This window comes from Steroidobacter flavus, from assembly GCF_042651805.1.
Taxonomy (GTDB): Bacteria; Pseudomonadota; Gammaproteobacteria; order Steroidobacterales; family Steroidobacteraceae; genus Steroidobacter; species Steroidobacter flavus.
In genome coordinates this window covers 1,830,620-1,846,565 of sequence record NZ_JBHSDU010000003.1, presented here as the reverse complement: position 1 = coordinate 1,846,565, position 15,946 = coordinate 1,830,620, and the positions used below count along the sequence as shown (strand labels likewise).

11 protein-coding genes are annotated in these 15,946 nt (G+C 61.8%); 3 read left to right on the top strand and 8 right to left on the bottom strand.

Annotated features, from left to right (window positions below):
• The first annotated feature begins 324 nt into the window (after window positions 1-324).
• Window positions 325-1,125: a GIN domain-containing protein gene (locus ACFPN2_RS13470; protein ID WP_380597306.1), complete on the top strand. Its 801-nt coding sequence runs from the start codon at window positions 325-327 to the stop codon at window positions 1,123-1,125.
• On the opposite strand, the gene ACFPN2_RS13465 is transcribed toward ACFPN2_RS13470, so the two are convergent.
• The 4 genes from ACFPN2_RS13465 to ACFPN2_RS13450 form a co-directional block, all read right to left on the bottom strand.
• The gene (locus ACFPN2_RS13465; RefSeq protein WP_380597304.1) at window positions 1,122-5,507 is read right to left on the bottom strand and encodes a DEAD/DEAH box helicase; all 4,386 of its coding nucleotides are present in this window, start codon (window positions 5,505-5,507) and stop codon (window positions 1,122-1,124) included. The two genes, ACFPN2_RS13470 and ACFPN2_RS13465, sit on opposite strands and share 4 nt — an antisense overlap.
• A gap of 215 nt (window positions 5,508-5,722) precedes the next feature.
• On the bottom strand, window positions 5,723-7,168 hold the full coding sequence (locus ACFPN2_RS13460) for an efflux transporter outer membrane subunit (protein ID WP_380597302.1): 1,446 nt from the start codon (window positions 7,166-7,168) through the stop codon (window positions 5,723-5,725).
• Window positions 7,161-10,343 (bottom strand): efflux RND transporter permease subunit, encoded by a 3,183-nt coding sequence (locus tag ACFPN2_RS13455; RefSeq protein ID WP_380597300.1) that lies wholly within the window; start codon window positions 10,341-10,343, stop codon window positions 7,161-7,163. Before ACFPN2_RS13455 ends, ACFPN2_RS13460 begins: the two co-directional genes overlap by 8 nt.
• Before the next feature lie 93 nt (window positions 10,344-10,436).
• On the bottom strand, window positions 10,437-11,657 hold the full coding sequence (locus tag ACFPN2_RS13450) for an efflux RND transporter periplasmic adaptor subunit (protein ID WP_380597299.1): 1,221 nt from the start codon (window positions 11,655-11,657) through the stop codon (window positions 10,437-10,439).
• 248 nt (window positions 11,658-11,905) lie between these two features.
• On the opposite strand from ACFPN2_RS13450, the gene ACFPN2_RS13445 reads away from it, so the two are divergent.
• Entirely contained in the window at window positions 11,906-12,583 is a 678-nt protein-coding gene (locus tag ACFPN2_RS13445; RefSeq protein WP_380597297.1) for a glutathione S-transferase, read from the top strand.
• Window positions 12,584-12,657: 74 nt separating this feature from the next.
• Here ACFPN2_RS13445 and ACFPN2_RS13440 read toward each other — a convergent pair whose 3' ends face one another.
• The 3 genes from ACFPN2_RS13440 to ACFPN2_RS13430 form a co-directional block, all read right to left on the bottom strand.
• A complete protein-coding gene (locus ACFPN2_RS13440; protein WP_380597295.1) occupies window positions 12,658-13,194 on the bottom strand; it encodes an NUDIX domain-containing protein in 537 nt (178 codons plus the stop codon).
• Window positions 13,195-13,201: 7 nt separating this feature from the next.
• A complete protein-coding gene (locus ACFPN2_RS13435; protein WP_380597293.1) occupies window positions 13,202-13,576 on the bottom strand; it encodes a YfeK family protein in 375 nt (124 codons plus the stop codon).
• A 383-nt stretch (window positions 13,577-13,959) separates the two neighbouring features.
• Complete coding sequence (locus tag ACFPN2_RS13430) at window positions 13,960-14,469, bottom strand: L,D-transpeptidase family protein (protein WP_380597291.1); 510 nt, start codon at window positions 14,467-14,469, stop codon at window positions 13,960-13,962.
• Between the two features lie 63 nt (window positions 14,470-14,532).
• Between ACFPN2_RS13430 and ACFPN2_RS13425 the strand changes: the two genes are divergently transcribed.
• Entirely contained in the window at window positions 14,533-14,913 is a 381-nt protein-coding gene (locus ACFPN2_RS13425; protein WP_380597290.1) for a hypothetical protein, read from the top strand.
• 2 nt (window positions 14,914-14,915) lie between these two features.
• Here the strand turns inward: ACFPN2_RS13425 and ACFPN2_RS13420 are convergent, their stop codons facing one another.
• Window positions 14,916-15,902, bottom strand: a complete 987-nt coding sequence (locus ACFPN2_RS13420; RefSeq protein WP_380597288.1) for a LysR family transcriptional regulator — start codon at window positions 15,900-15,902, stop codon at window positions 14,916-14,918.
• Window positions 15,903-15,946: the final 44 nt, after the last annotated feature.

The window sequence follows — 15,946 nt, the reverse complement described above, 5'->3', positions numbered from 1 at the left end:
GAAAGTAGGTTAACCCTGTACGCACCCTAAGCGCACGGACGAAAATCGCATTACCCTCACAGCATGCGTGGCAAATCGTCGTAGAAGTGGGTCGGAGTTAGAAAGTTGTGACCTGGGTCACACTTGGCCGGGGCTGGGAAGGCGGCCGGCGGGCGAGGCGGACACCTTCTCACACCCATGTGACGGCCGCGTGGAAGCAATCGAGTCTTTCTTTGGGTCTTACCGGTGCCGGGCCGCGATTCGCCGGCATGACCTTTCGCTGGACCGGCGGGCCGGCCCATCATGACCCTCCAGGGGCTATGTAAAATCCCACGAGGTCGCGTCATGAACAAACTTCCCGTGCTGGGCGGGCTCGTCGCACTGGCGCTGCTGGGCGGCTGCGGTGACGGCGGTCATGACGGCGGCGATGGGGGCCCGGTGGTGAGCGAGCGTCGCGAGGTCCAGTCCTTCGACTCGATCAGCCTGCAAGGGGCGGCCAAGCTGGAGATCAAGGTGGGCGAGCCGGTCTCGGTGCTGGTCAGCGGTAACGAGACCTCGGTGGGCCGCACCGAGACCAACGTCAGCGGCGGCACCCTCCACATCAAGAACAAGGCGCGTGACTGGGTGATCCGGAACAACTCCCGCCTCACCATCCAGATCACGGTGCCGAAGCTCGATTCCCTGGAGCTGGAAGGCGGTAACGACGTGAGCGTGGTCGGCCTGCACGGCGGGGATACCAAGATCAAAGCGGCCGGCGCGGCTAACATCATCGCGAACGGTCAGTTGGATGAGCTCACGGTGCGATTGGCCGGCGCGGGTCACGCCGATCTGAGCAAGCTCACGGTGGCGGACGCCAAAGTCACTGTCGACGGCGTGGGCAGCGTGATCGTGAACCCGCAGGAATCGCTCGATGCGACCATGAATGGTGTCGGCGCGATCTTCTACACCGGCTCACCGCGCAAGGTGAACACGCGCATGAATGGATTGGGCACGATCTCCCGTCAGGACGCGAGCGAAGCGTCGAGCGACGAGCCCAAGCCGGAACCGGAAGCGCAGCCCGCCGACCCGGACTCACAACCGCTGGAACGTGAAGATCCGAAGCAGGAAAAGGTGGATAACAAGGGTGGCCGGGTTATCGTCATCTAAGCAAGATCGGCGAGCGGCGCCGGCACCTGTCGTCTCAGCAGCGCGCCCCGAACCTGCCATTGCTCGGCCGCTTCGAGCTGCTCGATAAACTTCACTTCGCTGCCGACATAGAGCGCCACCGGCACGCCATCTCGATACAGCACACGATTGCCCGTCAGCGCCGGCAGTCGCCCACCCGGTGTGAGGATGCCGACCAGATTCAGCGGATCGGCGGCAGATAACGACACGAGCTGCAGATCGTTGTCGCGTCGACGCACCTCGCGCAGCTGACCGATCGCTTCCGGCAACGCGAACTGTTCGCCAGAGAATCCCGCCACGAACCGTCCGCCACGAATCTCACCGCGCGCTTCCAAGCGACGGAAACACATCAGCAGATCGCGCCAGGGCGGCAGCCAGTCGGCTTCGCGCTCCAGCAATTTCCAGAACACGACGCCCCAGCGTCTCAGCAGCGTGTGGCAGATGTGCTCGATGGCTTCGTCATTGCGCGGAGGCACGGGCTTCGCGTCGTCGAGCTTTGTTTCTTTTCTTCGAACCAGCGCCCACCGGCCGGCATCCTGCATGCCGAAGATGGCGATGCGACGTTGTCGGCGTCGATCGCGTGCGCTGTTGCGGCGTCGATCCGCCGGCATCAACAAAGCACGCAGACCGCCGAAGCTGTCGGAGTTCACCAGGCCGAGCGCAACCAGTTCGCCCAGCGCTTCTTCCACTTGCACCGGCAGCAGGCCGACGTGATCGACGATCTCATCGTAGAACGATGCGCCGTTCTCCTCGATGTACTCGGCAACGCGCCGCGCTTTGTCGGTGAGTTGCGAGCGTTCGATACTGGTGGAGAACTGCGACCACTGCTTCACATTGCGTCGAGGCAGCAGCGCGATCGGCGTCGAGCGCACTGGCGCGGCACCTCGCTCTGAGTCGCCGTTGCGAGTGGCGAGACGAGTCCAGATGATGCGGCCGGCGAGACATTGCTCATCCAGCCACGCGGGCTCGTACTCGGCGATGCGCGCCGGCAATATTTCTGTTTCCCAGGCGCCGGCGGGCGCATCGAAGCCTTCCAATTGCGAAAGGACGGCAGGCACCGAGTCCGGTCCCTGCATGCGATGGTTCGGCGTCACGCGCTGCCAGTCGAACAGGAAGCGCAGGAAGTCACGCGCCTGTACCGGTTCGATCTCGGCACGCAGCCGCTTTACCGTGTATCGATGAATGCGGGCCAGCAGGCGACGATCGCACCATTGAATGCCAGCGGTGTTCTCTGACTCGAAGGTGCCGCGCATGGCGGTGCCCTCTGCTTCGAGCGCCAGCAACGCGCTATCGACATCTTCGATGTTTCCACCGAATGATGTGGCGAGTTGCGCGGCTGTCGTCGGGCCGAGCCCTCCCAATCTGCCCCGGACGATTTCGCGTGTCGCCTCGTCCCGATCTCGCTTGGCCGCATAGATGGCCGGCACGACGATGGGCGGATTCATGGAAACATTCGGGAACAGTGCCTCGAAGTAAGGCACGCGCTCCGTCGCGACGAAAATATGGGCGCTGCCCGTGTCGAGCTTCGTCAGCCGCTTCTGGGTGATGAGGTCGTGACACAGCGCCGGCCACGCTGGCTGACTCTCGATTTCCTCCGTGGTCATGAAGGTCAGCCACAGCAATGCATCGTGCAGTTGATCGGCGTTGCCAGCGTCGGGCCAGGCTTCTTCGCGAACACGAGCGATCGCCGCAGGATCGAGTTTGCCGATATCGGAAGCGGACTGCGGATCCATCCAACGACGGCTCATCACCGCCTGCGTGCGTCGCTCCTCGAGCGGCGCGTCGTCGAGATACGCGTAAGGCCGCGCATTCAACACTTCCAACGCGAGGGGCGACGGCTCGGTGAGATCGCGCGCGTCCACTTTGACTTGCTGGCCGGTAAGGGCGCGCAGCAGTCGCTCGAAGCCTTCGATGTCCATGGCTTCTTCCAGACAGTCGCGTACGGTCTGGCGAACCAAGGGATGATCGGGCACCACGATGTCACCGACGATGTTCTCGCCGCACGCCACTTGATCCGGAAACACGGACGCGAGCAGATCTTCCGCGTTCATGCGCGCAATCTGTGGCGGGATCTTCTTGCCACCGCGGAATCGCGGCAGCGCCAAGGCAATCGATGCACCCCAACGCCAACGCGTGTTGAACATCGGCGCGTCGAGCATGGCTTGAATCAAAATGTCGCGCGCGGTGTTCGGATGTAGATACTTCGCGACCTCCAGCAGCTCGAAACTATGCGAGCCGGTCAGCGACAGAATGATGGTGTCTTCCGTGGCTGCAGCCTGCAGCTCGAAGTTGAATGTGCGGCAGAAGCGCTTGCGAAGCGCCAGGCCCCACGCGCGATTGATTCGACTGCCGAACGGCGAGTGAATCACCAGCTGCATGCCGCCGGACTCATCGAAGAAACGTTCGAAGATCACGTTCTTCTGGGTCGGCAGCGAGCCCAGGGCGGCTTGCGCTGCCGCCAGATAAGAAACGATCTGGCCGGCGGCGACTTCGCCAATGCCCACGTCTTCGGTCAGCCACTTGAAGGCTTCCGATCGGGCGGTGTCGCCGTTGAAAGAGTGGTCATCGAAGCGGCTCTCGATCTCTTCACGCAAGCGCGAGACTGCCGCAGACAGCTCGTCCGTCCGTCCCGGCGCTTCGCCGAGCCAGAAGGGAATGCTCGGGGCCTCGCCCTTCGCGTCCTGCACTCGCACTGTGTTGCGCTCGACGCGCAGGATTCGATACGACGAATTGCCGAGCTGGAACACGTCTCCCGCCATGCTCTCGACCGCGAAGTCTTCGTTGAGCGTGCCGACCAGGACGCCTTCGGGCTCGAGCATTACTTGGTAGTCGGCCGTGTCCGGGATCGCACCGCCCGAGGTAATCGCGGTCAGGCGGGCGCCTTTGCGACCTTTGATGATGTGATTGACGGCATCGTGATACAGCAACGCGCCGTGCCGGCCGCGGCGGGTCGTGAACCCTTCGGCCAGCATGTGGACGATTTCGTCGAACGATTCGCGCGTCACGGTTCTGAACGGATACGCGGCGCGAATCAGATCGAACAGCTCTTGCTCCGTGCACTCACGGGCGGCGGCTTCGGCGACGATTTGTTGAGACAGCACGTCGATCGGTGCGACGGGAATCTTCAGTCGATCCAGCTCGCCTCGACGCACGCTGTCGAGCAGCGCCGTGCATTCCAGAAGATCGTCGCGCGACTGAGGAAACAAACGTCCCTTCGGAGTCGCGCCGACCGCGTGACCGGAGCGGCCGACCCGCTGCAGAAACGCGTTGATCGTGCGCGGCGAAGCGATCTGACACACCAGGTCGACATCGCCAATGTCGATGCCCAATTCCAGAGAGGCGGTGGCGACCAGTGCTTTGAGCTGGCCAAATTTCAATCGCTGCTCGGCATCGAAACGCAGCTCTTTCGCCAGGCTGCCGTGATGCGCGGTGACCGAAGGCGGCGCGTCTTTGGGCTTGTCCTTGTCCAGGCGCTCGGTGAGCTGACGGCAGATCCGCTCCGCCGCACGCCGCGTGTTCACGAAGATCAGCGTCGTGCGATGTTCGTTGATGAGCTGCGCGAGGCGGTCGTAAACCTGACCCCACGTTTCGTTCGACATCACCGCGCCCAGCGGTTCGTCCGGCAGCTCGATGGCCAGGTCGCGTTTGCGAATGTGCCCGCTGTCGACGATGGCGCAATCGGCCTCGCCATTCGGCAGCAGATAACGACCGCCCACCAGAAAGCGTGCGACTTCTTCGATAGGTTGCTGAGTCGCAGACAAGCCGACGCGCGTCAGTCGGCGGCCGACCAGCGCTTCCAAACGTTCCAGCGACAATGACAAATGCGAGCCGCGCTTGCTGCCCGCGACCGCGTGGATTTCGTCGACGATGACGGTGCGCGTCGTGCTCAACATCTCACGACCCGACTCGGAGCCGAGCAGGATGTAGAGCGACTCCGGCGTCGTTACAACAATGTGCGGCGGCTTGCGTCGCGCCTGAGTGCGCTCGTACTGGGGCGTGTCGCCCGTGCGAACCCAGGTGCGGAGGTCGACATCGCGCATGCCCAACTCGAGCAACTTGTCGCGAATACCCGCGAGCGGCGCCTCGAGATTGCGATTGATGTCGTTGGACAGCGCCTTCAACGGTGAGACATAGACGATACGCGTCTCATCCGGCAGCCCGAACTGCTCGCCTTCCCGAATCAGTTCATCGATGGCCGCCAGAAATGCCGCCAGCGTCTTACCTGAACCGGTGGGAGCCGCGATCAGTACATGTTTTCCTGACTGAATCGCCGGCCACGCGTCCGCTTGCGCGGGCGTGGGCGCAGAAAAGCGACTGTTGAACCAGGCGTCGACCGCCGGGTGGAAATATGGGGTGTGACTCATGGGGGCAGCGCCGAGCATACCCCAGACGTTGAGAGCGATGACGCCAGTTCAAGAGCGGGCTGGGGGATTGCGGCATCCTGCGCCCGATCCCTGCCAGTTGGCGTCTTGTTTCGGGTCAGGTGCCCGTGATGGCAAGGCTGGCTCGTTCATGAGTGGCTCGATCCGTGCTCCGCCGTAGAGGCGGAGCGGATCTTACAACCTCACGATGACGTGCATTATCTGAGCGACGCCTGAGCATCCAACGGCCGGAAGCCACCACCCAACGCCTTGTACGTCGCGAGCAGCGCCGTCGCTGTCTGCGTCTCACTCAACGCCAACTGATCTTCCGCCGTCAGCGCGCTGCGTTCGGCATCGAGGACGGTGAGGAAGTCGGCGACGCCGCTTTCGTAGCGAGCGCGAGCCAGCGTCACGGCTTCGAGCGAAGCGGTGGTGCTGTCTTGCAGGTGAGCTTGTTTCACCTTGGCCTTCACGTAAGCAGTCATGCTCGCGTCGGTCTCCTCCAACGCTTGCAGCACTGTCTGCTCGTACACGGCGAGTGCACGATCAGTCGCAGCTTCGCGCTGTTTGATCTGCTGACGAACGCGACCGAGGTCGAACGCCGCCCACTGGATGCTCGGGCCGAATGCGTAGCTCTCAGCGCTGGCCTTGCCGAGGTCGCCGCTGTCGATAGCATCGAAGCCCCAGCGTCCCACGAATGAGATGCGCGGGAACAAGTCACCGACGGCGACGCCGATCTGCGCCGTCGCCGATGCGAGCTGGCGCTCGGCAACCTTGATGTCAGGACGACGACGCAGCAGCAGTTCCGGCGTGCCGATGTTTTGAGTGGTCGGCAGCGTGGGCAGCTTCTGCACGCTCGAGAGCTGCGGAATCAGCGCTTCGGGCGACTTGCCGGTCAGCACACCCAATCGCAGGATGCTGCTAGTGATCGCGGATTCGAAATCCGGAATCGTTGCGAGCGTCGCGGACAACTGGGCCTGTGCTCGTGACGTGTCGAGCTGCGTGCCACGACCCGCATCGAGTCGAGCGGTCGTGATTCGCAATGTCTCACGCTGATTCTCGGCGTTGCGCTGAGCCACTTCGAGCCGCTGCTGTGAGCCACGCAATTCAAAGTAGTTACGTGCCACTTCAGCCGTGATGCTCACCTGAGTGTTGTACACGCCCGCTTCAGCCGCCTGCACCAGCGCCGAGTTCGCCTCGACATTGCGACGGACGCGACCGAAGAAGTCGAGTTCCCAGAACGCATCGAAGCCCGCATCGTAGTAATCGACATCACGTGCAAAGCCGGCGGCTTGACGCACACTGCCTCGCGATTCGGTCTTACCGCCCGAAGCGGTCACCGTCGGGGCGAAGTCCAGCCGTGACTCACCTCGGATGGCACGAGCCTCGCGAAGTCGAGCGGTCGCGATGCGAATGTCGTGGTTCGCGGTCAGCGCTTCTTCGATCAGCGAGTTCAGCTGCTCATCGTTGAAGGCCTTCCAGAAATCGCCCTCCACGTCAGCGGTCGCGAACTGCGCCGGATCGGTGCTCACGAACTGATCGGGCGACTTCGTCTCGGGCTGATGGTAGTTCGGGCCGACCGCGCACGCGGCGAGCACGGCGCTCACCGCGAGGACGGACAACTTCTTGCTCAGACTCAACGTCACTTGTTTCAGGTTACGCATGATGGGCCGCTCCTTCGATGGCCTCTGATTTGTTACGCGAGCGGAACTTATTGACGACGGCCGCGCGCAGCAGGACGTAGAACACGGGAGTCAGGAACAGTCCGAAGAAAGTCACACCGAGCATGCCGGAGAACACGGCGATACCGATGGCGTGACGCATCTCCGCACCGGCACCCGACGCGAGCACCAGCGGCACCACACCCATGATGAAGGCGATCGAAGTCATCAGGATGGGCCGCAGTCGCAGACGGGCCGCTTCCAACGCAGCGTTGTACGGATCGACGCCGGCCTTCTCGCGGTCCTTGGCGAACTCGACGATCAGAATCGCGTTCTTACTCGCCAGACCCACCAGCACGAACAACGCGATCTGCGTGAAGATGTTGTTGTCGCCGCCGGTGATCCACACACCGAAGATCGCGGACAGCAGCGCCATCGGCACAATCGCCACGATGGCCAGCGGCAAGGTCCAGCTCTCATACAGCGCGGCGAGCACCAGCACGACCAGCAGCACGCACAGCGGGAACACGAACACCGAGCTGTTGCCGACCAGGATTTCCTGATAGGTGAGATCGGTCCACTCATACTTCACGCCGTTCGGCAGATTCTCTTCGAGGATGCGCTCCATCACGGCCTTGGCCTGGCCGGTCGAATAGCCGGGCGCCGGGCCGCCGTTGATGTCGGCAGTCAGATAACCGTTGTAACGGAACACGCGATCCGGACCGTAGGTCTGCGACACCTGCACGACCGAGCCCAGCGGCACCATCTCGCCCGCTTCATTGCGAGTCTTCAATCGCAGAATGTCTTCCGCCTTCGCGCGGTAGTCGTAGTCCGCTTGCGCGATCACTTTGTAGGTGCGGCCGAAGCGGTTGAAGTCATTCACGTACTGAGACGCGAGATACACCTGCAGCGTTTCGAACACGTTGTTCAGCGGCACGCCATGCTCCTTCGCCTTGATGCGATTCACGTCGGCGAGGATCTGCGGCACGTTCACTTCGTAGTTCGAGAACACACCGGTGAGCTCAGGCGCCTGACGCGCTTTGGCCATCACCGCCTGCGTCGCCTTGTACAACTCGTCGTAGCCCAGGTCGGCGCGATCTTCGAGCTGCAGCTTGAAGCCACCCAGCGTGCCGAGGCCATTCACCGGCGGCGGCGGGAACGTCACGATCTGCGCTTCTTTGATCGAGCTCAACGCGACATTCAACTGTTGGGCAATCGCGAAGCCGGACAGCTCCTTAGATTTACGTTTGTCGAAGTCCTCCAGGCCGAAGAACACGATGGCCGAGTTCGGGCTGTTGGTGAAACCGGCGACCGACAATCCCGGGAACTGCACGGCATCGCGCACGCCCGGGATCTTCTTACCGATCGCGCCCACCTGACGGACGATGTCATCGGTGCGATTCAACGAAGCGGCGTTCGGCAACTGAATCAGCGTGATCAGGTACTGCTTGTCCTGCACCGGAATGAAGCCCTTCGGCGTCGCCTGGAACAAGCTCCAGGTCGCCACCAGCAGCAGCGCGAACACACCCATCGTCATGCTCTTGTGACGGAGCACGCCACGCACGCCGCCGACATACTTGTCACCGGAGCGATGGAAGAAGTTGTTGAACGCGCGGAAGAAGCGGCCGAACACCTTATCCATACCGCGAGTGAGCGCGTCCGGCTTCGCACCGTGCGGCTTCAGCAGCAGCGAGGCCAGTGCCGGGCTCAAGGTCAGCGAGTTGATCGCGGAGATCACCGTCGAGATGGCGATGGTCAGGGCGAACTGCTTGTAGAACTCGCCGGTGAGACCGGTGATGAACGCGATCGGCACGAACACCGCGACCAGCACCAGGGCGATCGCGATGATGGGACCGCTGACCTCGTCCATCGCCTTGTAAGTCGCCTCCAGCGGCGACAGTCCGGCCTCGATGTTTCTTTCGACGTTCTCGACCACGACGATCGCGTCGTCGACCACGATACCGATGGCCAGCACCAGGCCGAACAGCGACAGCGCATTGATGGAGAAGCCGAACGCCAGCATCAGCGCGAAGGTGCCGATGATGGAGACGGGCACGGCCAGCAGCGGAATCACCGACGCGCGCCAGGTCTGCAAGAACACGATGACGACGATCACGACCAGCGCCAGCGCTTCCAGCAAGGTATGGATCACGGCCGTGATGGAGTCACGCACGAACACCGTCGGGTCGTAGACGATTTCGTAGCTGACGCCTTCGGGGAAGTTCTTGGCCAGCTCCTTCATGGTCGAGCGCACGGCGTCGGACAGCTCGAGCGCATTGGCGCCCGGAGCCTGCGACACCGGAATCGCGACCGCCGCGTTGTTGTTCAGCAAGCTGCGCAGCGAGTACTGACCCGCGCCCAGCTCGATGCGTGCGACGTCTTTAAGCGTTGTGACGGAGCCGTCGGGCAGCGTCTTGACGATGATGTCGCCGAACTGTTCTTCGGTGATCAAGCGTCCCGACGTGGTGACGTTCAACTGATAGTCGACATTCGCGGGCGCCGGATCGGCACCGATGACGCCCGCGGCCACCTGCACGTTCTGCTCACGAATCGCGTTGACGACATCGCCCGCGGTCAAGCCACGGCTTGCGATGCGCTCCGGATCGAGCCACACGCGCATCGAGTAATCACCCGAGCCGAACAAGCGCACGTCGCCCATGCCGGGCAAGCGCGCCAGCACGTCACGAATCTGCAGCGTCGCGTAGTTGCGCAGATAGACCGTGTCGTAACGGCCATCGGGCGACGTGAGGTGCACGACCATCAACAGGTCGGGCGAGGCCTTCAGCGTCGTGACACCGACCCGTCGCACGTCTTCAGGCAACCGCGGCAACGCCTGCGCGACGCGGTTCTGAACCTGCACCTGCGCTGTGTCGATGTTGGTGCCGAGACGGAACGTGACAGTCAGTGTCATCTGACCGTCGCTCATGGCCTGCGAGGACATGTAGAGCATGTTCTCGACACCATTGATTTCCTGTTCCAACGGCGCGGCCACCGTCTCCGCGATCACTTTGGGATTGGCGCCCGGATACGATGCGTTGACCACTACGGTCGGCGGCACGACTTCCGGATACTGGCTGATCGGCAGCTGCCACATGGCAATGGCACCGACCAGGAAGATGATGATTGAGACGACCGCGGCAAAGATCGGTCTATCGATAAAGAAGCGAGCGAACTTCATATATAACTCCCCACAAAACGGGGGCGAAAGCGTCCCCTACGGCCGCGGCTTGAGGCCGCGGCCAAACAGGTCAGGCAAGAAATCGACTATTTCTTAAGGCTTGGTGGAGGCGAGCATCGCGCTGTCGTTCAGTCGTGCGTCCATCGCGACCTTTTCAGGAGCGACGACCACGCCCGGATGCACACGCTGCAGGCCGTTGACGATCACGTTCTCGCCGGGCTGCAGACCGTCTTCCACGATGCGCAGGCCATCGGTGAGCCGGCCGACCTTCACGGTGCGATAGGCGACTTTGTTGTCGGCATCGAGCACGTAAACGAACTTCTGGCTCTGATCGGTGCCGATGGCGCGATCGTCGACCAGCACCAACTTGCGCGAGGCGTGACCCAGCAACTTCACTCGAGCAAACAAGCCCGGCGTGAGATAGCCGTCCTTGTTATCGAACGAAGCGCGGGCGCGGATCGTGCCGGTGCGCGGATCGACTTGGTTATCAACGAACGTCATTGCACCCTTGTGCGGAAAGCCCTGCTCGTTCGCCAGCGCCATCAACACCGGGTTGGCGGCATCGCGCGAGCTCGGACGATCGCCCCGACGCGCCAGCTCGGTGTACTTCAGATACACCTGCTCGTCGCCTTCGAAGGTCACGTAGATCGGATCGATCGAGACCACCGTGGTCAGCAGCGTCGCCTGGGTCGAGCCGCCCGTCACCAGGTTGCCCGAAGTGACGACCGCACGACTGACGCGACCGCTGATCGGTGCGGTGACGCGAGTGAATTCGAGATTCAACTTCGCGGCGGTCACGGCGGCGCGGGCCGCTTCGACGTTGGCCTGCGATTCGCGCTGCGCGTTCAGGCGCTGGTCGTACTCTTCACGAGAGACCGCCTTCACACCGAGCAGCTTCTCGCTGCGCTCCACGTCGGTATTGCTCAATTCAGCGCGGGCGATGGCGCGAGCGAGCTCGGCTTCCGCCTTCGACAGATCGGCGCGATACGGGCGCGGGTCGATCACAAACAGCAGATCGCCTTTCTTCACGATGCTGCCTTCAGTGAAGTTCACGCTTTCGATATATCCCGTCACGCGCGGGCGGATCTCCACCGACTCCACCGCTTCGAGGCGGCCGGTGAATTCATCCCACTCCTGCACGTCACGCTCGAGCGCGGCGGCGACGGACACCTGCGGTAGCGGCGCAGCGGCTTGCGTCTGCGCTTCGCTAGAGCAGCCCTGCAGCAGCAGTGTCAGCACGGCGGCGGCGAGTGCTGGCAACACAACGGTCACAAAACGACCGGCGGGCTGGCTGTCACGAGTTGCATTGTTCATTCGAAACTCCCTCTAAACCTTCAAGACAAATCCGCATGGCAGTGGCACTGCCTGACTGGGGCGCAACTTTAGGCACCGGACGCAAGAGGAGAAATCGGGTTGAGCGCACGACATTGATGAAGTCGGATCAGGAATCACGATGAACTCGATCGGTTATTTCGATATGCCGTAGGTGCATCCAGTGGCTGGGAAATTGCGACAATGACGGCACAGCGGCAATAACGTGACAGGTAATGGAGTAACGCCGAATGATTGTGGTGCATCACCTGAACAACTCGCGCTCGCAACGCGTGCTGTGGTTATTGGAAGAGTTGGGCGTTCCTTATGAGATCCAGCGTTATCAGCGGGATGCACGCACCATGCTGGCGCCGCCGGAGCTGAAGAAGGTGCATCCGTTGGGCAAATCCCCCGTGATTACCGACGACGGGCGCACGATTGCCGAGTCTGGACTGATTCTGGAATACCTGGTCGAACGCTACGGCGCCGGAAAATTGGCACCGCCGGCGGGCTCCGAGGAGCGATTGCGTTACCGGTACTGGATGCACTACGCCGAAGGCTCGGCCATGCCGCCGCTATTACTAAAGTTAGTCTTCGATCGCATCGAGAGCGGCCCGGTGCCTTTCTTCATCCGCCCCATCGCCCGAGGCATCGCGCGGCAGGTGAAGCAGACGTTTATTACACCTCAGTTACAGCTGCATCTGGATTATCTGGAGGGTGAGCTGTCTCGTAGCGAATGGTTCGTCGGTAATGAATTCACCGCCGCCGATATCCAACTCAGCTTCCCTCTGGAAGCCGCCGCCCTGCGCGCCGGCCTGGACCAGAGCCGCCCTCGGCTCCATGCCTTTCTACAGAAGATTCACTCCCGGCCGGCGTATCGCAGGGCCCTGGAGCGCGGCGGCCGGTATGACTTCGGGCCGAAGGAGTAAATCCGCGTCACCTTTTCTTGCGGACCGCCATGGCCCGCTTCAAGAAACCCATAGACCCATACCCCACACTGCTGTCACCTGGCCAAGATCAGCTTTCTCAAAAACCGCGACAAATGAGGGTCGCTGCGGGACACTGGCGCCTCATCGAAATGAAACCACCGCACCGAGTAAAACTCCTCGGTATCGAATTTGAGGGGAACGCGGCGGTCTCCGTTTAGGACGTACCAGAGCGATACGTCGGTATGCCCCGCCGTGATGCCCACGGTCTGCGAAACAGTCAGCATCAATGGCGCTTCGGGAATTTTGCTGAGCTCGAGCCCCAATTCTTCCGCCAACTCACGGACTACCGTCGCGCGCGGATGCTCGCCCGGCTCGACGTGCCCACCGGTGGGCAACCATAGTTGCGCATTCTTATGATCCACGAGCAGCACATGGTCCTGATCCACCAGGACAAAGTACGCGATCAGATGCTTGGGCGGCGTCGCCGGCTTGTGAGTTCGACACAACTCCGCACCGGAATCAATCCACGCCAATGTCTCGTCACGATGCGCGCGTTCGATTGCATCGAACGCTTCAATGGATGAAACCTCTGCTCGGATGGCGGCGCGCATATCGAAGTCAGGGGTGCTTGATGGATTCTTGTCTGAACGTTGCGAGGGCGGACCGGAACCAGTCCCCGCTGCGGACTTCCATTTGACCTGGGCACTTCACCAGATAGGGTTTGCCGCTAGCACTGCTTTCGGACGCCGCGCGCTCGATGAAAGCTTCGGCAGTTGGGGCGAGGTCGCGTTTGAGCAAGTATTCGTACTTGCGCTCGAGATGGCTCACGGCGCGAGCTGCGTCGTACCACGAGCCATTGCGATTGAACTGGCAGCCAGATGAGCCGAGGTGAGCAATGAGATGCTCGATCTCCTGCTTGGCGACCGGATTCGGTTCTGCCGGGAGCGCCGACAGCGGCATTGCAAGAGCCAGGATTGCGATGACTTTGTTCATGTGTCGGGCGATTCTCTGAACTTCCCGGATTCGTGTGCTATATGGCGACAGATTCTGGAGTCGCGTTCCGATACTGAGTGCCTGACGGGATCAGATCCAAAATGAAATATCGCTGCCCGGCTTGCGGCTTTCACGTCTTCAACCGGCGTGTCCCCAAATGTGAATCCTGCCACGCCGATCTTCCTGCGGACCTGCTCTTTTCCCGCGAGGAGATCGCCAAGCTGGATGCGCAGTACGAGCAAGGCCGGAAGGAGCGCGAAGCGAGGCAACGAAAGCAAGAAGACCATCGTCCATCCAGCGTCGGAGACATCGCACAATGGGCCGGCGGGGATAGCTTCGGTGACGGTGGCAGTGGAGGATGCGAGTAGTTCACAACTTCCTCGCTACGGCAGGATCTCAATCGGTGTCCCGATGTCGACCGCCTGCCAGATGACGTCCATATCTTTATTGCTGACAGCGACGCATCCGTCGGTCCAGTTGAATCGCTGGGCCAGCGGGGCGAGCCAGCCGAAGCCGTTCTTTTGTCCGTGAACCATGATGAGTCCGCCGGGCGGGATGCGGCGAGCTTGGGCGGACGCGAGGTCTTGTGAGTTTGGATAAGAGATGTGAATTGCCTTGTAATAGGCGCTATTCGCATTTTTGGAATCGAGAACGTAGCGCCCTTCCGGCGTTCGTTCGTCGCCTTCCTGTTGCTTGTGACCTTTCGGTCGGGCGCCGAAGGCGGCTTTGAACGAAGCGAACGTTTTGCCGTCACGTTCCAGATAAAGGCGCGACTCCGCCTTTCTAACGACAACGCGATCGGCCTTCTCGGCGGCTGCGAGGTGGGTGCTGGTACAAAGCAGGACAGCAAGCACGAGTCCTCCAGCTACTGCGTGCCGGGTTCGAGAAACCATGACGTAATCCATGCGTCGCCGGTGGCGCCTGTATTCTACTTGAGCTTACAGTGGCGTCCCATCATGAGCACCCTCGAGAACCTGCTCGAAATCTTGCGACGGATCTGGCAGGAGATGATTGTCGGCCTCGATGAGGCTGAGAAGGAGCCCGTCTTGCGGAGGCTCGATGAGCATCGGATGGAGTTCTCCTGGCAGGGGCGGACGTTATTGCTGAATGCCTGGACGAAGATCGTGCAGCGAGGGAAAAAAGGGCTGGTGAAGTTTGACGATATTCAGGCCATCGGCATTGTCGAAAATGGCGGTGACGAGGCCACTTATAAGGTCATTCTGCAGATCAAGCGCTCAGCAAACATTCACATCGGCACGACAACGGAGCAGGTGGACGCCTCCATCGCGGCGGCGCACCTGGCGAAGGCGACGGGCAAAAGCGTTTGTATCTTATGAGATCAAGGCGGCGCGGCGGCCGCCATGCGGGTGACTCGGGCTGGAGACGCATCGGTGCCGGCGCCGTTGAGGGCGGGCACGCGGTCGGGAGTGATCTGTGGGAACAGGCCGCTCACGAATTCGATGAAGGCGCGAATCTTCGCCGTCGGTTGCCGATGCTGGGGATAGACCACAGACACCGGCCACCAGGCGCCGTCGTTCCAATCTTCCAGCACTGGTTGTAACAATCCCGAAGCGATCTGCGCTTCGGCCGTGAAATCCAACGTGCGGACGAAGCCCGCGCCGCTCACAGCCGCAGCTACAGCGGATTCCGGGTCGCTGAACGACAGCGGTGCCGCCGGAATAATGGTGAGATCGACCCCGTTCTTTCGGAACATCCAGTCACGAATCTGGTTGCTGCCGGGCCGGAACATGGCGATGCATTGCTCAGGCTTGAGGTCCTCGGGGGACTTCGGCGGGCCGCCCATGCGCTCGATGTATTCAGGCGAGGCGCAGGTGACGCCGCGCAGATTACCGACGCGGCGGGCGATCAAGCTGGAGTCGGACAGATTGCCGACGCGCAGGGCGGCGTCGATGCCTTCCTGCACCAGATCGATCACCCGGTCGTTCATGCTCATCTGCACCGTCAGCTCGGGATTTTGTTCAATGAACCGAGGCAAGGCAGGCACGATGATCTTGCGGCCCAGGGAGATGGGCACGTCGACGCGAAGTTTGCCCCGCGGAACGCCTCGCGACTCCGACACCTCGTTTTCCGCCTGGTCGAGCTGGCCGAGCGCTTCACGACAACGCTCATAGAAGCCCGTGCCCAAGTCAGTCAAACTCAGCGAGCGGGTGGTGCGATTGAGTAGGCGCGCCCCTAGGCGTTCCTCCAGGCGGCTTACCGCCTTGCTTATCGCCGAGGGGGACATACCTAGCGTCTGTGCGGCGGCGACGAAGCTGTGGGCTTCAACGACACGCACGAAGGCTACGATGTCACTGAAATTGTTCATTCAACGAATTGTTTCCCTGCAGTCACGGAACCATGACGTGGGTG